Origin of the sequence: Rhizobium aouanii, assembly GCF_037002925.1 — a bacterium.
GTDB classification, from domain to species: domain Bacteria; phylum Pseudomonadota; class Alphaproteobacteria; order Rhizobiales; family Rhizobiaceae; genus Rhizobium; species Rhizobium aouanii.
In genome coordinates, this window is sequence record NZ_JBAMYD010000004.1 from 92481 (window position 1) to 111164 (window position 18684).

An 18684-nucleotide genomic window follows, 5' to 3' on the forward strand; every position below is an offset into this window, starting at 1 on the left:
TCCTGTTCAGCGGATGCGATAGAATTTGGAATCGAACGACCATTTGCCTTGGGCGCCGGTCTCGTCGTCGCCGACGATCCTGAGGCTTCGGGCGAGATCGTAGACATAGTTGAAGGCGGCGCGCTGGCCGACGAGCGGCGTCGGCACATCGGGAAGATCGAGCACTTCGATCGGCTTGTCGCTGAGGATGGCAACGACCATGCCGACGCCTGCCGGTCCCTCCACCACATATTCGAAGCCGGTATAGGGATTGCGAGCATCGGGCACGACGACCGGCCGGGCCGGATCGAGCCGGTTGTCGCCGCTTTTGGCTGATGGTTTCAGGCCCATGGAACGCTTGTTCGGGTAAAGCTGCGTCAGCTTGCCGGAGGCGTCGATATCGACCAGGATCAGGTAACCGGACTTCTTGGTGGAGACACGCATCGCCACCTTGTCGCCGATGCTGACCGCGGTGCCGGGCAGCACGTCGACGGCGACGCCCGCCTCATTGTCGCTCTTCAGCGTGTTCTCGACGGCGGCGAGCGGTGTCTTCGCCTCCTCTCCGGTGATGACATCCCGGCCGAGCGCATCCGGCTGGCCGTAAAATTGCGGAACCGGGGTGAAGCGGCAATCCTCGGCATGCGTCCGGCAATATTCGTCGGATTTGCGCCGGACATAGTCGAGCAAAGCGGCATTGCTGACATTCGGCTTGTCGGCCGCGCGCGCCACGCCATCCTGCACGCCTTCGATGAAGCGGCGGGTGAAGACGCCGACCGCCGGCTTGGCCTCGCGGTCGACGAGCGCCCATTGCCCCGCGTTAACGGCCGACCAGACCATGGCGTTTTCGCCGCCGAAGGAGAATTTCGCTTCCTTGCCCGATTTGTTCGGCGGCTCGAGCGCTGCCAGCGCCGGGCCGAGGCAACGCACGGTGCCGGAGGGTGCGGCCACCGCGCTGCGGCTGCCGGGGCCGACATGGCAGGCGTCGATCAGCAGCGTCACACGGCGGTCCTTGAGGCTGTTCAGCCTTGCGGCGATCTCGGTTTCGCGGATCTGGTTGGTGACCGTCACCTTGCCGGCCTCGCGGACCAGCTTGGCGTCGGCGGCCACCAGCGTCGGGCTAGTCGTCGCGTCGGCGCCCATTTCCTCCGAGCCCTGGCCGCTGAAATAGAGGAAGACGCGGCTTCCAGGCGTCGACTGGCGCACCAGCCAGTCGTCAATCTCGGCCAGGATCGCTTCGCGGGTCGCCTTGCGGTTGGTCAGCGTGTGGATCTGTTCCGGGCGGTAGGCGAGCGTCTTGGCGAGGAAGACCTGCATCGCTTTCACATCGGTGGCGGAGCCGGTCAGCTTCGCCTCGCGCATCTCGTAATCGTCGATGCCGATCAGGAGCGCACGGTCGCCGGGCGAGCTTTCGATCACCGGCGTCTGGACGACGGGCGGCTGAACTACGGGTTCGTCGGCGACGGGCTGGTCAGACGGCGCGGTATCGCCGGGGGGCGCGTCGGGCGTTTCGGTCGTAGTGGCTGGCGCTGTATCGCCGGCGGGCGGGGTAATGGCGAGATTGGCCTCTTCCTGTCCGGACTTCCTCTGCTTCGTCCCGCTATTCGTGGTGGACGCAACCTGATCGCCGGCAGCTGGTCCTTCAACATCAGGCACGTCGCCGTCGGTCTTTGCGGCGATCCAGTCGCGGAAGGCGGCAACACGGGTATAGACGCCGTAATGTTCGGCCTCGGCGCAGCCGGCGCCCCAGCTGACGATGCCGAGCTGGATCCAGCGCTTGTCGGGGCGCTGGGCGACCAGCGGCCCGCCGCTGTCGCCCTGGCAGGCGTCCTTGCCGCCTTCGGCATAACCGGCGCAGACATTGCGCTCGTCGATCGGGTTCATGCGCATCGAGCTGTCGCGGTAGGCGGCACGGCAGTCCTCGCGCGGGACGATCGGCAGTTCGACTTCCTGCAGTTCGGTCGGCAGGTATTTGTCGTCCCAGCCGTGATCGGCCTTAGTGTAACCCCAGCCGGTGACGATGGCCGGGCGGCCGGCGGCCTCCACCTCGTCATCCGAGGCCGAGGCAAGGATCGCCGGCTTCGATTTGGCGGGCTCGCTCAGCTTGATGAGGGCGATGTCGTTGGCGAAGACCTTGCGGTCGAAATCTTCGTGGATGATCACCTCTTCCACGGCAAGGCCCGGCTTATCGGGCCCGTCGACCGCGATCACCTTGTCGATCTTCGACTTGCCCTCGACGATCAGCAGGTCCCGGGCAAAGAGATCCTGCTTGCCGGAGCGGCCGCTGGTGACGCAATGGGCGGCCGTCAATATCCAGCGCGGCGAGATCAACGAGCCGCCGCAATGGCCGCCGAAGCGGCCGCGCTGTTCGGGATCGGGCGCGAGGATCTTCACCTGCCAGGGCCATTCGCCCTTCTTGGCCGCCTGACCGCCGATGACACGCCCGCCATCCTCGCCGGCGAAATCGGTATCCTGCTGCGATAGAGCCGGAGAGGCGAGCAGCAGCATGACAGACGCAATATTGAGGATCCTGCTGATCGACGTGCTCATAGCTTGGCTCCGGCGGAGGTATAGAGGACCGTAAATCCGAGGCGAGCGCCCTTGGGCAGGAATTCGCCGAGGCGCTTGGCGATATTGCCGGCAGTGCGGCGTCTGTCGTTCTGCTTCAGGAATTCAATAAGGTCGGGCATCGGGGTTTCGGAGGTGACGGCGACAAGCAGGTCCGTGCCGAAAGGTGCGACGACTGAAAGGTCGAGATCGAAGGTCTGAGACATCGCGGCATCGACCTCCTTCTCGCCCGGATAGAGGAACTGCACGGTTCCATCGCCGGTGACGTCGAAGAGCACGAGCCTGCGGGTTGATAGATCCGAAACCGTGACGCCGACGCGCTCACCTTCGCGATGGACGGTGTCGGAAGGCGTCACGCGCACGGTCTGCGGGTTGGTCTCGGAGAGCCGCTTCAGCGCATCGAGCGCGGCCATCCGGTCGACGACGAAAGGCATGTCGCCGGCGCCGACGCCGGAGGCGACGACATCGCCGCCGGCAATCGCCTCGTGTTTTTCGGGATCGAAGACGAGTTCGGCATCAGCACCCTCCATCAGCTTGAACGGCGTGACGGCGGGGTCGACCCCCTGCAGCACCGGCTCGGAGCCGAGGGTGGCAACGCTGATCGGCGCGAGCTCGGCGGGCAGCGGAGCGTTTGATTTCTCCGCCGCCGCCTGTGCCCCCGCCCCTTCGTAATGATAGACGACCGCCCGATCGAGATCGGTTCCGGGCGGGCTTTCAGTGAAGATGTTCTGCCGCTGGTTGGTGAACTGATAGACCGCCTGGCGCACATATTCGAACAGTTCGCGGCGGCTGACGGCGCCGTCGCCATTGCGGTCCGCAGCCCCTTCGAAGGCGCGGGCGGTGGCATAGCTCAGCGCACCGCGTTTCTGCGGAATGCCGGGAATGGTGATTTCGGGCGACTTGGTGTTTTCGTCGACGGCGGCGAGAAAGGTCAGCCGCTTGAAATCGAAGCCGGTGGACAGCGCATCCGCCGTCGTCGAAATCGGCGCAAGATCGTCCTCCTCGATCGTATAGGAAGGCGCCTGACGCCAGGTGATCTCGGCGCCGCGCGGATCGACGTCGCGGGTCATGCCGCCGGCATGGCAGGTATCGGCGATGAAGACGACATCGGCGCCCTTGGCCTCGAGCTTGCGGATCAGCGCCTTGAATTCATCGCCGAAGATGCGCTCGCGCGATCCCGGCAGCCGGGTGTCGAAGCCTGCAAGGATATAGACCTCGTCGCGGCCGCTCGGTTTGGAACCCTTGACGCGTTCAGGCTCGCTCGACCCATGACCGGCGATGCCAAGCACGATCAGGTCTCCAGACCCTGCGCGTTCCGTCACGGCCTCGATCGCATGGAAAATGCCCTGGCGGTCGGCAGCGCCGTTCTTCAGGAGCGTCATGTCCTCGACGCCGACCGAGCGCAGCGAAAGCGAAAGGTCGTCGGCGTCGGCGACGGCGCCGTGCAGCGGCGGAACGTTGCGGTAGAGGTCGATGCCGATCAGAACGGCCCTGACCGCACCACGCTCGGGCGCCTCGATCACCTTTGCCAAGCTGTCGGTGGCCGCCATGGTGAGGAGGGCAAGTGCTGCGGCCATGGAAACGAATGCGGTCATGGCCAGTTCCCCCTCGCCCGGCCTATTCGCGGCGCCATTCGACGCGGCGGTTCAGCGCATCGACATCGTCTTCGGTGAGATTTGCGGTCGCGGTGACGTCCACCGGTTCGGATGCTCCGCGGCCTTCGGCGTCGATTGTCGCGTCGAGGCCGTTGCTCTTCAGGAAGTCGGCGACGGCCTGGGCGCGGCGTTCGGAAAGCTTCTGATTATAGTCGTCACCGCCGCGCCGGTCGGTATGGCCGACGAGGATGATGCGGCCGGGCTTCTGTTCCTTCAGCGCCTCCAGCAATTCCTGGGCGGCCTCGGTGCCGATCGAGGTGAAGCTCGACTTGTTGAAATCGAAGGTGATCGGAACCGGAATGGATACCGGCACGATGCCGCGCACGTTCTCGGAATAGATGCCGCCGAGCACGCCGCTGCGGTGGTCCTTCTCTGCTGGCACGAAGCTGCCTTCAGGATTGTCGCTCGTCGGGTTGGCGGCAAGGATGCGGGCCTGGGCGGCGCGCTGGATAAGATCGGAGATCGTCTCGGCGGGCGGCGCCTTTGGCGTGCGGGTCTCGTTCTTGATGATCTCGATCGCCTGCTGGTAATCGGCGGCGGCATCGGCAAAGCGGCGTGCGGAGAAATAGATTTCGCCGAGCGTGGCCGAGGCCTGCCAGAGCACCTGCGGGCTGTCGGCGGCGACAAGCAGCGGCTCGTAATCGGCAACCGGCTGGTTGGCGGCCATCATCTCCTGAGCTGCGGAAAGCCTGAGGGCCGCGACGCGGCGCTGGGCATTCACCTGGAACTGGCCGCAATCGGCGCTGACGGCGATCGCATCGGCCTCAGCCGCGGCAGCACTGATATCCTTGGCGGCAACGGCGGTGTTCAGCTTGTCGAGAAGGGCGGTGCAAACAGGCGTATCGGCATTTGCTACCTCGATCTCTTCGCCGGCCTGGGCAGGTTCGGCCGAACGGCCGAGGTTTAGCTGCGGCATCTTGATGCTGAAACCGCCGGGAAGCTTGAACTGAGGCATCTTGATCTGCGGCATCGGCAGTTTCGGCATCTTCGTCTGCGCAGACTGGGCCGGCTGCTTATACTGCGTGGGCTGCTTATACTGGGTCGGCCGGGTGGATGAGGTGGTGTCGGTGGGACCGATCAGCTCCAGTTCGTCGGCGGAAAGCTCCTGGCCGGGCGCCAGATTGGTGACGATCTTGTATTTCTTCGGCGGCTGTTGTGTCGCCTGCTCGACAGGCTTCGGCGCGACCTTTTTCGGGGCAGCCAGCTTCGGTTTTTCCACCACCGTTTCCGGCTTCTTGGCGACTTCCTGTTTCGTTACCGGCTTCGGCTTTGGAGCGGCCGCAGGTTTCGGCGCAACGGGCGGCTTTGCAGCCTGCTCGACCGGTTTGGCTGCGGGGGCGGCTGCGACGGGCGGGATGGCAGCCGGACTATCGACCGTCGTCAGCATCAGCGTCTTGCTGCTGATCTTGGTGCCGAGGCTGCGGGCTTCTTCAAGGCTGCGGGAAACGGCATCCATGCCGCCGTCGATCGAGCGGAACATGCCGCCGCCGCTGCCGCCGAGATCGGCGAAGATGGTAAGCGGCTTGGAGGAATAGAAGACTTTGATCTGTTCCTGGCCGACCGGGCCTGAAACCTGCAGCTTGGCGCCGCTTGCCGGATCCGGCACCTGCACGCGCTTGCCGGCGCCGACAAGGGCGTCGGTCTGGTACTTGTTCGGGAAAAGCTTCACGACGGCGCCGTTCGGCGAGACGTTCAGCACCGTGACATAGGCGTTCTCGGTCGACTGGATGAAGAGGCCGACAACTTCGCCGATGGCGTATTTGGCTTCAGCGCGATCGAAGGTGATGGTGACAGGCCCGGTCTGCGCCGGCGCTTCGGTCAACGTGCGTTCGTTCTGCGCCTCGACGGCGGGAACCACCGAAAAGAACGAAAGAAAGGTGGCTGCAGCCAGGATGGCTTTGCGGTTCGGCATTGAAAAACCTCCTCTTCGAACATCTCACACTGTGTTGAAGATGAGAATAGCACTGACCGGCGAAATTGGGACGGTTTCGCCTGTCTTGCTTGAGGGAGGGTTACAAATTATTTGGAGCCTGGAAGAATCCGCCAAGGCAAAGACGTGAGCAAGACTCAGGCTCTGGAATAACCGTGACCTGTTATAGTCCGTTCAACTGCGAGGAGGCGGTTAGTTCTTGGGTTTCTGTCCGGCTGATTTCAAAATCGAGATCAGGTCGCTCATTCCCTCGGGCGAGGAATTGTAGAGCCAGAGAATATCCGGATTGTCGACCGTGAATTCTTTGCCGGGGCCCGAGCCCATGTCGCGGCCGGGCGAGGTCGCATCGGGTAGCTTATCCTCGCCGGGCGCCAGCCCCTTGGCGCGTTCGTGTTCGGCGATGATCGCGGTCGCCGCGGCAAAGGCCTTCTCGTCATGTTGGCGTAGCGCCGCCAGCGTGGGGTTTCGCGCCGCAAGCGCGTCTTCGACCGGGCCGGAAAGCGCCAGCTCAGGTATCTGCAGCGCCAGCAGAAGGCTGATCGACAAGGTTATGCGCCAGGATTTCGTCATCGTCGTCAAATCCGTGTTATTGGCGCCACTGCGCGACAAGCGTTGCGACAATAAGTAAAGGCCGGAAGGAAGGCAACGGCGCTCAGTGCCAATCGATTGGGAGGGTTGAAATCGACTGGCAACTAATGTCAGAGGATCTTCAATTGCTGCAGGCCGAGGCGCAGATCGCGCAGCATCTCGCCGAAGATCTCCTCGATCATTCCGGTCGACCAGACGACCATGGTGCCGTAGGGCGAGCGCTTGCGCTGCATGAAGCCCGCCGTCTCGAAATCGATCAACGTCTTGCGGCAGGTCTCGCTCGACATCACCGCGACAAGGAAACGGGCGAGATTGGACTGGTCGATCGCGCCTGATTTATCAGCCCAGTTCTGGATCAGCCGCGGCTTGGTGTCGGCGGTGAACATCGAGGCGAGCGCCCGATCCTGCGAAAGCCCCAGCCGCTGCAGCTTGGCCGGATCGCGGGTGAGCGAAACCACGTAATCATTGTGCAGATCGGCGAAGCGTTCGATATCCTCGGCGGTGTTGATGCCGAAGACCTTCATCGAATAGAGGAACTCGGCCATCAGATAGGTCGGCTCCGAGCGCAGCTGCGCCAGATGCTTGTCGTCCTTGCTGGCAGAGGCGGCGCAGACGCGGTCCGAGAAGTTTATCCGCGCCGCGCGAACCTGCTCCAGCAAGCTTATGTCGAGCGCCAGTTCGTCACCGTTCCATTCCAGCATAAGCATTTCCTGCCGACAAATCTTCGAGACGATGATCTTGTACTATCGCCGGCGCAGATCTCCAAATCGTTTGGAAAGCAACGGCTTGCTGAGGGGCCATATCTAGCCTACCATTTTAAAGACTTGACGGTCACAGAGCATGATGCCGGGGGTCGAGGCAATGCGTAGTTTAGGGTCGCATATTTTGTTTGCCGCGGCACTTGCGGTCGCCTCGCCGGTTTTCGCCAAGGATACGACGATCATCGAGCTTCGCGGCGGCGACGGCGCACGTTCGGTCGGCATCATCTCTTCCAACGAGGAAGCGGAGGCATCCGGGCCGGCGGCGATCACCGTCGGCGACGATGGCACCATCTACATCCTCGACCAAAACAACGGCCGCGTGCTCGCCGTCGACGCCGAACGCTCGCAGGCCGAGCCCGAGATCCTGCCGCTGCCGGAGAATGCCGCGCCAGAGGATCTCGCCGTCGTTCACAACGAACTCTATCTCTGGTCGGACGGCGTCGTGCCGCTCGAGCGCTCCACCGATGCCGACGGCCGGTCGCAGACGTTGCGCGCCGTCGATGGCGGCGGCGATGCCGACGACTACACCCGCTCGGTCTTCGCCTCGATGGGCTCAGTATCGCCGGGGCCGCTGAACAGCATCATTGACGAGATCGGCCGCAGCACCAGCCGGCCCGAGGCCCGCCCGCCGGTCATTCAATACGTGCCGAGCCGCGGGCTCGGCGATATCGTCGCCGAGGTCTCGGCTGCCGCAAACGACAGAGCGGAGATCCTGCTGCGGCGCAGCAGCTCGGAGGAGAATTTCCTCTCGCTGCAGCTCACCTCGGAAGGCCGCATCGGCACCGTCGAACTTCTCGACATCGATACGACAGGCAGGCCTTATGCACTGGTCGAGCTCGTGCCCGCCGACCGGCCCGAGCGCACCGGCATGCTGGTGGTGCGCTTCACGCCGAACGGGATGATGGACCGGGTCTACGACCTGCCGATCGAACCGGGCACGGTATTCTCCAGGCGTTTCGTGGCGATCGGTCCGCGCGGCGACGTGCTTTATCTCCGATCGCAGGAAAGCCGGGCGCAGGTGCTGCGGCTCGACGGCCGGGAGCCCGGCCGCAAGCTTGCCGTTATCAGGCCCACCAAGCAGCCGACTGCCGGCAAGCAAGGCAAGACGCCGAAGGTGGCGATCGTGCCGAAATCGCGCAGCGACGTCATCGAGCGGGCAATCGGCTTCGAGACGCTGAACTGGCTGGTGACATCAACCGCCTATGGCAGGGATCCCGGACCTGGCTGCGTCAACATGAACCGGCTGCGCCGCCCGATCTACCTGATCGGCAAGCGCGGCCAGACGGTCAAGGGTGTTCCCTACTGCTGGGGCTGCAAGACGCCGCTCGAGAAGTTCATCGGCGGCGTGGAAAAGGGCCAGACCGCCGGCAATGTCTGCACCAAGAGCGCACCGCAATCCAACATCCTCGGCGTCGATTGCTCCGGCTTCGTCAGCGACGCCTGGGGACTGAAGATGCATGTGACGACGCGCGCCATCCCCGGGATCACCAAGCGCCTCTCCGACCCCTGGTCGATGCGGCCGGGCGATGCGCTGAACAAGCCCGGCTCGCATGTGCTGCTGTTCATGCGCTTCACGGCCGATAAGAAGGTGGAGGTGATGGAGGCCTCGCCGAATGCCTGCAAGGGCCGCGTCTGCCGCAATACCTATTCGCTCGGCAGCCTGTTGATGCGCGGCTACCAGCCGGTGCGCTTCAAGGGGCTCGACGGTTGAACGGTGGGAGATCGCCGGCTGCCCCTCATCCGCCTGCCGGCACCTTCTCCCCGTAAACGGGGCGAAGGGGACACGCCGCAACCTCTCCGTCCCCACAGGCCTCTCGCGTGGCACGTCCCCTCTCCGGGGAGAGGGCTGGGGTGAGGGGCAGCCATTGGCGCCAACCGGACAGGCGTGGCTCAAGGCCCGGGATGACGGAGATTGGGGATGCGTTTCCGTCAAGCTCGCCCTGGCCTACGTCCTTCACGCGTCGTTTCAGACGCGCGGCGCGGTAGGCGCCAGCCGCCGCTTCGCCATCGCCAAAAGCCCATGCGCGGCAACACTCTCGGCATAGTCCCGATAGGCGGGATCGCGGCTCAGCATACGCTCCTCCGCCGCGCGCGCAGCAGGTAGATAAGACTGACGATCGCCAGCATGCCGGCCCGGGCAAGCCCTTCCGCAAGGCCGCTGGCGAGGAAACCTGGGATAGCAACCAGCCACCAGGTGATGGTTGTTCTTCGAGAGATGAGCCAGACGGCTATGAGGGCGCAACCTGAATCACGAGTGGGCTTCAGGTTGCTTAGATCCGTTTACGGAGCCCTTAACCGACTTTTCTGCTCACATTGCCGGTTGCACAGCGCGTTGCGAAGCAAGAACCGCGGGTGGTTTCCTCTGGCGTTTGCTTGCTGCGTCAACAGAAAGTGCCACGGCTGTGGCACCTGCTCCTGTGGTAGCGAGCGAGATGCCTTCTGCCACAGATATCATATCGATATCGAGCTTTTCGTAGCTCACCATGTAGTAGCCTGAAGCAGTTTGCATCACAGCATCAGGTCTGATCAGCAGGAGGTCTTGAGCCATCGTGCCGACAAAGAGTGGTCCACCCCATATGTAGCGAAATGCGTAAACCGGAATTCCGGAGGGTGAAGTCCCTATGCGACGAACTTGTGTCTTCAAGCGGCGATCTGAACCATCCCAACCGCCACCGGTGTTGTCTCCACCTGCGTCGCTGCCGCTGGATGAAGAACTGCCCATGCCGCCACCCGAGCTGGAATTCCCACCGGAGCCGTTCTCAGAGCGGGCGAAAGCCGGTTGATTGCTGGCTGCGGCTACCCTTCGGACGGTGGGAGTGGTTTTCCTGGCAGGTGTGGCATTCCTGGCCGGCTCTTCACTGGCGAACAGTGTTCTGGCGCCTGGATCGAAGATGCAACTCTGTAGGATTGTGCCGGAGCCCGCGATGAAGGTCGAGCACATGAGTACACGGATGATGAATTTGCTGGTCATGTAGGGCGCCCCATGTTGCTTTTAGAAGAGATCGTACCTTGGATTTCGCTTGACCCATGTCGCTTTGGCGAGCTTAACGAGCCTGTCATCGAGCGACTTGGACTTGGGAATTGCTTTTTGCTCCTGAGCACTTAGCTCGGCGACAAAGCTTGCCTCTGCTTTCTTCTTCGCAGCGTTAGGTAGTGTCTTGAGTTCCGCCAGAGCTTGATTCTTCGGATCGCCTGTTCTCGGCATGTTGACGGCAGTTGCCAGCGCCAAATAACGCGCCGCAATTGCCATGCTCTCGGGGTCTGCGACCTCGTCCTTTGCCAGTCTGGCACGGTCGAGCGCACCCCAGTAGTCACCACGTTCTGCGCCTGTCTCCAGCCACTTTATCGCGGCCGACTTGTCGGCGGCCACACCGATGCCGTCTCTGTACATGCGGCCGAGGTTTGTAGGAGCATAAGGTTGGCCGCCTTCTGCTGCTTTGGTGAAAAGCTCCAACGCTTTGCCGAGATCCTGAGGCACGGCTTTTCCGAACCGGTAGACCAGCGCGAGATTATTCATTGAATAAATATCATTGCGTTCGAGGCCTGCCTCATAGAAGCGAATGCCGCGCTCTGGATCGGCAGGAACGTTAACTCCGTTGAGGAAAATATAACCGAGTTCGTTCATTGCAAATGTATGGCCGAGATCTGCGGATTGCAGCATGAGTCTGAGACCCAGCTGGGTGTTAGCCTTGATACCGCGTCCGTAGAAGAGGCTCTTGCCGTAGGCATAGAGGGCGTAGGGATCGTTCTTTTTGGCCCCGGCTTGGACGATCTCACTCGCTTTCGCGGGATTGGCTGGTACAGAAGCACCAACGATATATAAACTGGCGAGTTGCTCGATCGCCCGGACATGCCCGGCATCCATCGCCTTCTTGATCGTCGCAAAAGCCGTCTTGGTGTCGCGGTTGGCAAGCTGGGCACGGCCGAGTTGATAGACGAAGCGCGCCACCTCGGGATAGGCCTTTATCGCCTCCTTGCAGGCCGGCAGTGCTTCATCGGGGTCGATCTCGTTCGGCAGCTTGCCTGCTGTCACGCCCTGCAGGTCGAGGGGGGCGGCGGCTGATGTGTCGCAGGCGTCGAGCACCGGCTTGAAAGTGACGGTCGCCGGCGGCAGGTCGTCATTGGCGGCCTGCAGCGTCAGGGCGAAAGGCTGGTTTTCGGTGCCGATCTGCGGCTCATAAGAAAGGGCCGGAATATCGGCTGCTTCGAGCACGTGACCGAGCCCGATCACCCGGTCTCCGGCGCGCAACGTGCCCTTGTCGGGCAGGGCCGCGACCTTGAAGGTCATTTCCGCAGCCGATGCCGGCACGACCGGCAGGCTGGCTTCGACGGGGCCGACGCCGATCGTCGTGCTCACGTCGCGTGGCAGTGTTTTCAGATAGGCGTCGGCATCGGCGAGCCGCACCTGCTTTTCCTGTTCGAGCTGGGCGAGCTTGGCGCCGGCATCGGCCGCGACGGTGATCGCGACTACGCCCTGCGTCGCCTGACCGTAAGGGTCGCTGACGGTATAGCCGATCAGGCCGACGGTTCCGGCGGCAACACCCGATGAATCATAGGTCAGCGCCGTCAGTGCCGCGGCTGGGATCTTCGCGCCCTGCTCGACCGGCTTGCCGTCGAAGCTGAGCTTGCCGGTCTTGGGGAGCTGGTTGAGGGTGACGACCAATGCCGAGCCGGTCTCGTCATGCGGCGGGGCGATGGGCAATTTGGTTGTTGCGGCTCCCTCCGGCACGCTCACCTGCTGCATCGGTTCGACGCTCGGCGGCGGCGGCGCCGGAATGAAATAAAAGCTGTCCATCAGCGAGGAGTTTTCCCAGGGAACCTGCTTGCCGTCGGTCATGGCGATCACGTCGCGGCGCACGTCGGTCAGGACCTGGCGGATTTCCTTGTTGGGTTCGCTGGCGCGCTTGATGAAGGATTCGGAATAGGGGCTGAGCGCCCCGGTACCATCGAGCGCCACCTGGCCGGGTTCGGTGGAAAAGGCGATCAGGCTGCCGAGATCGCTGTCGATGCGCGCAAGTCCGCGAGTGGCGCCGACCGGTTCCAGTTTTTCCGCCATCCAGAATTTCTGGGCATTGAAGGGATTGTTGCGGCAGGCGTCGAGGAAGATCAGCTGCACCCGCGAATTCTGCTTGAGATGGTTCAGGATGAGGTCGAGCGGCATGGTCTGCGTCTCGACGTCATAGGGCGTCTCCAGCGTCGCATCGACCGGCACGATGAAATTCTGGCCGCCCACCTGGATGCCGTGGCCCGAATAGTAGATGAGGCCGGCCTCGGCATTGCTGGTCGAACGCAGGAAGCGGCGCACCGTATCTTCGAGCCCGATGCGGTCGACATTGACGCCGATCGTCACGTCGAAACCGGCCGCGCGCAAGGTGTTCGCGACCTCTTCGACATCATTGGCGGGATTGGGAAGCGAGGGCAGCGTCTTGTAGACCGAGTTGCCGATGACGAGGGCGACGCGGCGTCCGCTCTCCTCTGTGATGGCGGCATGCGCGGTACCGATCGACAGCAGTATTGCTGCAACGGTCAGCAGATAAGCGCACAGTCTCTGGACGTAGTGAAACTTGGGCATGGCTCGATCGCAAACATTCTATTGTCTATGTTCAATAAAATTGCTGGCCTGCTGGTGCTGGGCCCCCTCCGCATTCACGTTTCAAAACTATTCCTCGGCGCTCTAAAAAGCAAGCTTCGCCGCTTCCAAGTGAATTGGAGCAGTCCCGTCAGATTGGAAGCCCATCATCGACAAGAAAGACTGTCGAAATCAGGAATTCAACATGCGGCCGGCGAAGTTTCCTTAACCTCGAAACGTATAGTTGCTGATCGAGGCCGGTTTCATCTCGATGGAGAAGCCCGGCAGGGTGGGCGGCATGTAAGCGGCGTTCTCGATCAGGCAGGGGTCGAGGAAGTGTTCGTGCAGGTGATCGACATATTCGATGACGCGGCCTTCTTTGGTTCCCGACACCGCGATGTAGTCGATCATCGACAGATGCTGCACATATTCGCAGAGCCCGACGCCGCCGGCATGCGGCCAGACCGGCAGATCGAACTTGGCGGCAATCAAGAGCACGGAGAGGACCTCGTTCAGCCCGCCCATGCGGCAGGAATCGATTTGCACGATGTCGATCGCGCCCTCGGCGATGAACTGCTTGAACATGATGCGGTTCTGGCACATCTCGCCGGTCGCGACCTTCACCGGGCCGATCGCCTGGCGGATCTTGCGGTGGCCGGCGACATCATCGGGGCTGGTGGGTTCCTCGATGAAGAAGGGCTTGGCGAAGGAGAGCGCCTTAACCCAGTCGATCGCCTGGCCGACGTCCCAGACCTGGTTGGCGTCGATCATCAGGTAGCGGTCGGGACCGATGACCTCGCGGGCGATCCTGAGACGACGGATATCGTCTTCCAGGTCGCGGCCGACCTTCATCTTGATATGCTTGAAGCCGGCATCGATCGCCTCCTGGCAGAGGCGCCGCAGCTTCTCGTCGCCGTAGCCGAGCCAACCAGCCGAGGTCGTGTAGCAGGCATAGCCTTCCTTTTCGAGGATGGCGATGCGCTCGGCCTTGCCCGCCTCGGCGCGCTTCAGGATCTCGATCGCTTCGGCGCGCGTCAGTACATCGGTGAGATAGCGGTAATCGACGATATCGGCGATCTCTTCCGGCGACATCTCGGCGACGAGCCGCCAGACGGGCTTACCGGCCTGCTTGGCAAGCAGATCCCAGACGGCATTGACGACCGCGCCGGTCGCCAGGTGAATGGCGCCCTTTTCCGGGCCGATCCAGCGCAGCTGGCTATCGCTGGTCAGATGCCGCCAGAAGGCGCCGGGATGGGCGAGAACTTCTGTGAGGTCGGCGCCGACGACGAGGTGGCGCATCGCTTCGATCGCCATGCAGCAAATATCGTTGCCGCGGCCGATGGTGAAGGTCAGACCGTGGCCGGCAAGATCAGGCGCATCCGTATCGAGGATGACGTAGGCCGCCGAATAGTCCGGATCGGGGTTCATCGCATCGGATCCATCCAGGCTTTGCGAGGTGGGAAAGCGGAGATCGAAGACACGAAGGTCGGTGATGCGGGTCATGGTGTTTCTCCCGATTATATGGGCCTATTATAGAGAGCCGATTGCAGTGGCCGGGCCGGCCGGCAAGACTGCCGGGCCGGCCGCATCCGCTGAAATCAGATCGTCCAGCCGCCGTCGATGGCGATCGCCTGGCCCGACGTGTAGGTCGCGCCGGCGAGATAGACGGCGAGATCGGCGATCTCTTCCGGCGAGCCCAGTCGGCCCATCGGCTGGCGGGCGATGAAGGCGGCGCGGGCCGCGTCGTAATCGCCCTGCGCGCGCATGCGCTCCTGCAGCGACGGGCTTTCCACGGTGCCGGGGCAGATCGCGTTGCAGCGGATGCCCTGACCGACATAATCGGCGGCGACGGCTTTGGTGAGCCCGATCACCGCCGCCTTGGTGACGCCATAGGCAAAGCGGTTCGGCACGCCCTTGATGCTGGAGGCGACGGAGGCCATGTTGATGATCGCCCCGTCCTTGCGCTCGATCATGCCGGGCAGCACGGCGCGGATGGTGCGGATCATCGCCTTGACGTTGAGGTCGAAGGCGAATTCGAGATCGGAATCCTTCATTTCGAGGATCGAGCCGGCATGGACGAAACCGGCGCAGTTGAACAGCACGTCGACGGCGCCGATCTCGGCGACCAGAGCCTTGACCGCATCCTCTTCGAGCACGTTCAGCTTATGGGTGGAGACGCCGGTTTCCGCGGCAAGCGTCGCCAGCGCCTCGGTGTTGATGTCGGTCGCGTGGACCTTGGCGCCGATCGCAGCAAAGGCTGCCGCCGTCGCCCGGCCGATGCCCTGGCCGGCGGCGGTGATGAGAACGGTCTTGCCGGAAAGTCTGCTTGTCACATCGGGGGTTGTCATATCACGGGCCTTTTCTGGAATGTCTACGCTGGACGATGGAGTGCGGTTGATGTCTTGGCGAAGCTCGGTCGTGACGGAACGCCTCGTCCATCGTCGTCCGCCATTCGCCCTCTTTGCGCGTTTCGACCGGGTTCTGGCAAGATGCGCGCGGCTCTCTCTATTAAATGGAGGAGTTGCCACTGTTGCAAAGGCAGACCAGCGCGGGATCCTGTCGGTCGCTGCACGCGAACGCCGACTTCGCCGGCTGCAGGGCCGATGACCATCCCCATGCGTTGCATGGTCTTCCTCCCTATGTCCGTCCGCTCTTCAGCAATGATTTGTCTGTTTATAGACAAACAGACGATTGGCCAAGGGTCAAGCACGAAGTTTTCCTTTTCCGGCGTCGCTTCTGCGTATATGCAGAATAATATTCACAGGAGGAAGGAATGGAGACCGACGAGTCCGACCGCTATCGCGCTCCTGCCCTCGATAAAGGCCTCGATATCCTGGAGCTGCTCGCGGGCGTCGACAGCGGTCTCACCCAGGCTGATATCGCCAAGCGGCTCGACCGCAGCCCCAACGAATTCTATCGCATGCTCGACCGGCTGGTGCGCCGCGGTTATGTCACCCGGCTGGATGGCGACCGCTATTCGCTGACGCTGAAGCTCTTCGGTCTTGCGCAGCTCCACGCGCCGGTGCGCCGGCTCGCCTCTTACGCCACGCCGCTGATGCGCGATCTTGCCCAGCGCACACGCCAGGCCAATCATCTTGCCGTCTTCGATCGGGGTGCTGCCGTCGTCATCGCCCAGCAGGAGGCGCCGGACTATTGGGGATTTTCGATCCGCATCGGCGCCCATATCAGCCTCTTCGACACCGGGTCGGGGCATGTGCTGCTGGCCTTCCGCAGCAAGGAGGAGCGGGAGATGATGATATCGGAACATGTGCGCAGCCGCGCGGATGTCGAACTCGGGCCAGAATTCTACGATCGTCTCGACCAGATCCGCGAGCGCGGCTACGAGATGATGGCGAGCGCCCAGACATCAGGCGTCTACAATCTCTCCGCTCCCGTTCTCGGGCCGGACCGCCGCTGCATCGCCGCCCTCACCTGCCCCTTCATCGCGCTCGTCAATGCGCCGTCTGCTCCCGATATCACCCAGGCGATCACGTTGGTGCAGAAGGCGGCGGCCCAACTCTCACTGCTTGCCGGCGCCGATGTCGTCAATTCCGGCTGACGGCCACTGCGATGCCGGCCCCTCATCCGGCTGCCGCCACCTTCTCCCCGTAAACGGGGCGAAGGGACATGCCGCACCGGCTTCCCCTAACCTCGACGCTGCGTTTGGCACGTCCCCTCTCCCCGTTTTTTACGGGGAGAGGGCTAGGGTGAGGGGCAGCCATCGGCGCGAACCGGACCGTATGCCCGATGATCGGGAATTTCTATTTGAACAATCTATTCACCAAGGATAGGTTGCGACAAAGCCACGCCTGAGGAGAAGAGCGTGTTCATCGATACCCATCTGCATATCATCGATCGGTCGGCGCTGCCCTATCCCTGGCTCTCGGGCGTGCCTGATCTCGATCATGATTTCCTTTACGAGGCCTATGCGACCGAGGCCCGGCGCTGCGGCATCACCACGGTGCTGCATATGGAGGTCGACGTCGATCCTGCCGCGATGCAGGCCGAGACCGATCACGTCGCCAGGATCGCCAAGAAGGAAGGCAGTCTGATTGCCGGCGCCATTGTCTCCTGCCGGCCGGAAGAGGAGGGCTTTGCCGCCTATCTCGAGCGGCAAAAGGCCGATCCCTTCGTCAAGGGGTTCCGCCGCGTGCTGCATGTCGTGCCCGATGATGTCTCCGAAGGCGCCCTGTTCCGCGAAAACATCAGGCGCATCGGCGGCAGCGGCCTGAGTTTCGACCTTTGCACTTTGCCGCATCAGGCGAGCCGGGTGACCGCCCTCGCCGATCTTGCGCCCGATGTGCAGTTCGTGCTCGACCATTGCGGCGTGCCGGATATTCGCTCGGATGCCTTTGAGCCCTGGAAGGCCGGCATGTCGGAGATTGCCCGGCGGCCGAACGTCGTCTGCAAGATCTCCGGCGTCGTCGCCTATACCGATGCGAAGACTTGGACGGCGCAAACGCTGCAGCCCTATGTCGAACATGTGACCGCAAGTTTCGGCTGGGACCGCGTCGTCTGGGGCAGCGACTGGCCGGTCTGCACGCTCGGCGGCGGCCTCTCCACCTGGGTTGCGGCGACCCATGCGATGCTTTCCGGCGTGAGCGAGACAGAGCGCTCGAAGCTGCTTTTCGCTAATGCACAGCGCCTCTGGTCGCTCTGACGTCACAAAATAAAGCGACCGGCCTCCTGGACGTGCCATTTCGGCATGTTTTTTGTGCCATTCCGGAACAAAAAGGGCTCGATTTTCGGGTTTAACTCTATCTACATGCAAGCAATTGCTAGCCTTATTTATCTCGGCTAAAAGTTGTTGACACGGATATGGCGAATAACCCCATGTCCGCTGCCTTCAGAAGGGAAATGAGATGAAAGAAGAACCGCATTCCGTCGATGTTCACGTCGGAAAGACGATCCGCATCCAGCGTCTATTGAGGAAAGTTTCTCAGACGGAACTGGGCGATCGTGTGGGCGTAACGTTCCAGCAGATCCAGAAATACGAAAAGGGTTCCAACCGCGTTTCCGCCAGCATGCTGGTCGAAATCGCCGGCGCGCTCAAGGTCGATGTCAGGACGTTTTTCGACGATCTGTCGACCCCTGATACGGCCAACGACAACGCTGCTCCCAGCGAGGAATTCGTTATTTCGCGCGAAGGCGTGCTTCTCAATGCGGCGTTCTTTTCGATCAAGAACGAAGCGCTTCGCAAGAAGATCCTGAAGCTCGTCCAGGCGATTGCCAACACCGGACAGTTGGATACTGAAGCCGCCGAATAGACCGGTTGTCCTTCACGCGCTCCGAACGGACCGCATGAGGATCAATGGCGGTTGATCGAGATCAATAGCAATCGATCGGGCTCAATGGCGATCGATCAGGATCAGATTCTCGCTGGCATCCTTCATTGCGATCTTGGCTTTGCTGCCGACCAGCTTTTCGAGATTGACGTCAAGCTCCCTGTCGGGGTCTATGCCGTCCCAATCGATGACGACCTGCAGCAGCGCCATGTTCGTCAGGTGCATCAGATTGCGCAGCTGAAGCTTTTCAGCCTCCTCCTTGGCTGCCGACAGTAGCCGGAAGATCCTTGCGTATTCGCTGCCGGTACCTTCGTTGTGTTGTTCAAACATCGTTCCCGCCCTCTTTGGTCGT

Annotated in this window: 14 protein-coding genes and 1 pseudogene; 4 read left to right on the forward strand and 11 right to left on the reverse strand. The window is 62.4% G+C overall.

What is annotated here, in order from left to right; genetic code table 11:
* Positions 1-6 precede the first annotated feature (6 nt).
* From V8P77_RS08530 to V8P77_RS08550, 5 genes are all read right to left on the reverse strand, one after another.
* Positions 7-2526: a trypsin-like serine protease gene (locus V8P77_RS08530; RefSeq protein ID WP_335911748.1), complete on the reverse strand. Its 2520-nt coding sequence runs from the start codon at positions 2524-2526 to the stop codon at positions 7-9.
* Positions 2523-4139, reverse strand: a complete 1617-nt coding sequence (locus tag V8P77_RS08535) for a caspase family protein (RefSeq protein ID WP_335911749.1) — start codon at positions 4137-4139, stop codon at positions 2523-2525. The genes V8P77_RS08530 and V8P77_RS08535 overlap by 4 nt, the downstream gene beginning before the upstream one ends.
* Before the next feature lie 22 nt (positions 4140-4161).
* Positions 4162-6111, reverse strand: a complete 1950-nt coding sequence (locus V8P77_RS08540) for a DUF4384 domain-containing protein (RefSeq protein WP_335911751.1) — start codon at positions 6109-6111, stop codon at positions 4162-4164.
* 210 nt (positions 6112-6321) lie between these two features.
* The gene (locus V8P77_RS08545) at positions 6322-6699 is read right to left on the reverse strand and encodes a hypothetical protein (protein ID WP_335911754.1); all 378 of its coding nucleotides are present in this window, start codon (positions 6697-6699) and stop codon (positions 6322-6324) included.
* A 128-nt stretch (positions 6700-6827) separates the two neighbouring features.
* Complete coding sequence (locus tag V8P77_RS08550) at positions 6828-7418, reverse strand: hypothetical protein (protein ID WP_222283432.1); 591 nt, start codon at positions 7416-7418, stop codon at positions 6828-6830.
* Positions 7419-7578: 160 nt separating this feature from the next.
* Here V8P77_RS08550 and V8P77_RS08555 point away from each other — a divergent pair, with 160 nt between their 5' ends.
* The gene (locus V8P77_RS08555) at positions 7579-9189 is read left to right on the forward strand and encodes an NHL repeat-containing protein (protein WP_335911758.1); all 1611 of its coding nucleotides are present in this window, start codon (positions 7579-7581) and stop codon (positions 9187-9189) included.
* Positions 9190-9444: 255 nt separating this feature from the next.
* On the opposite strand, the pseudogene V8P77_RS08560 reads toward V8P77_RS08555, so the two are convergent.
* The 5 genes and pseudogenes from V8P77_RS08560 to V8P77_RS08580 all read right to left on the reverse strand — a co-directional run.
* A pseudogene (locus tag V8P77_RS08560) lies at positions 9445-9677 on the reverse strand (hypothetical protein); the annotation flags it as partial.
* Positions 9678-9786: 109 nt separating this feature from the next.
* Entirely contained in the window at positions 9787-10449 is a 663-nt protein-coding gene (locus V8P77_RS08565) for a tail fiber domain-containing protein (RefSeq protein ID WP_335911760.1), read from the reverse strand.
* Positions 10450-10470: 21 nt separating this feature from the next.
* A complete protein-coding gene (locus V8P77_RS08570; protein WP_335911762.1) occupies positions 10471-13050 on the reverse strand; it encodes a caspase family protein in 2580 nt (859 codons plus the stop codon).
* A gap of 222 nt (positions 13051-13272) precedes the next feature.
* Positions 13273-14550, reverse strand: a complete 1278-nt coding sequence (locus V8P77_RS08575) for an L-fuconate dehydratase (RefSeq protein ID WP_335911764.1) — start codon at positions 14548-14550, stop codon at positions 13273-13275.
* A gap of 95 nt (positions 14551-14645) precedes the next feature.
* A complete protein-coding gene (locus tag V8P77_RS08580) occupies positions 14646-15380 on the reverse strand; it encodes an SDR family oxidoreductase (protein ID WP_335912207.1) in 735 nt (244 codons plus the stop codon).
* Between the two features lie 440 nt (positions 15381-15820).
* Here V8P77_RS08580 and V8P77_RS08585 point away from each other — a divergent pair, with 440 nt between their 5' ends.
* From V8P77_RS08585 to V8P77_RS08595, 3 genes are all read left to right on the forward strand, one after another.
* Positions 15821-16606 carry an IclR family transcriptional regulator gene (locus V8P77_RS08585; protein ID WP_240605154.1) on the forward strand — a complete coding sequence of 262 codons (786 nt, stop codon included), beginning with the start codon at positions 15821-15823 and terminating at the stop codon, positions 16604-16606.
* Between the two features lie 264 nt (positions 16607-16870).
* On the forward strand, positions 16871-17707 hold the full coding sequence (locus tag V8P77_RS08590) for an amidohydrolase family protein (RefSeq protein WP_335911765.1): 837 nt from the start codon (positions 16871-16873) through the stop codon (positions 17705-17707).
* A gap of 202 nt (positions 17708-17909) precedes the next feature.
* The gene (locus tag V8P77_RS08595) at positions 17910-18314 is read left to right on the forward strand and encodes a helix-turn-helix domain-containing protein (protein ID WP_025397650.1); all 405 of its coding nucleotides are present in this window, start codon (positions 17910-17912) and stop codon (positions 18312-18314) included.
* Positions 18315-18395: 81 nt separating this feature from the next.
* Here the strand turns inward: V8P77_RS08595 and V8P77_RS08600 are convergent, their stop codons facing one another.
* Complete coding sequence (locus tag V8P77_RS08600; RefSeq protein WP_020052848.1) at positions 18396-18662, reverse strand: hypothetical protein; 267 nt, start codon at positions 18660-18662, stop codon at positions 18396-18398.
* Between the last annotated feature and the right edge of the window lie 22 nt (positions 18663-18684).

Excerpts from the sequence above, each read along its gene's own strand:
- V8P77_RS08600 (WP_020052848.1), bottom strand. The coding sequence starts at position 18,662 with ATGTTTGAACAACACAACGAAGGTACCGGCAGCGAATACGCAAGGATC.
- V8P77_RS08530 (WP_335911748.1), bottom strand. The coding sequence starts at position 2,526 with ATGAGCACGTCGATCAGCAGGATCCTCAATATTGCGTCTGTCATGCTG.
- V8P77_RS08535 (WP_335911749.1), bottom strand. The coding sequence starts at position 4,139 with ATGACCGCATTCGTTTCCATGGCCGCAGCACTTGCCCTCCTCACCATG.
- V8P77_RS08545 (WP_335911754.1), bottom strand. The coding sequence starts at position 6,699 with ATGACGAAATCCTGGCGCATAACCTTGTCGATCAGCCTTCTGCTGGCG.
- V8P77_RS08570 (WP_335911762.1), bottom strand. The coding sequence starts at position 13,050 with ATGCCCAAGTTTCACTACGTCCAGAGACTGTGCGCTTATCTGCTGACC.
- V8P77_RS08585 (WP_240605154.1), top strand. The coding sequence starts at position 15,821 with ATGGAGACCGACGAGTCCGACCGCTATCGCGCTCCTGCCCTCGATAAA.
- V8P77_RS08550 (WP_222283432.1), bottom strand. The coding sequence starts at position 7,418 with ATGCTGGAATGGAACGGTGACGAACTGGCGCTCGACATAAGCTTGCTG.
- V8P77_RS08575 (WP_335911764.1), bottom strand. The coding sequence starts at position 14,550 with ATGACCCGCATCACCGACCTTCGTGTCTTCGATCTCCGCTTTCCCACC.
- V8P77_RS08595 (WP_025397650.1), top strand. The coding sequence starts at position 17,910 with ATGAAAGAAGAACCGCATTCCGTCGATGTTCACGTCGGAAAGACGATC.
- V8P77_RS08565 (WP_335911760.1), bottom strand. The coding sequence starts at position 10,449 with ATGACCAGCAAATTCATCATCCGTGTACTCATGTGCTCGACCTTCATC.
- V8P77_RS08555 (WP_335911758.1), top strand. The coding sequence starts at position 7,579 with ATGCGTAGTTTAGGGTCGCATATTTTGTTTGCCGCGGCACTTGCGGTC.
- V8P77_RS08540 (WP_335911751.1), bottom strand. The coding sequence starts at position 6,111 with ATGCCGAACCGCAAAGCCATCCTGGCTGCAGCCACCTTTCTTTCGTTC.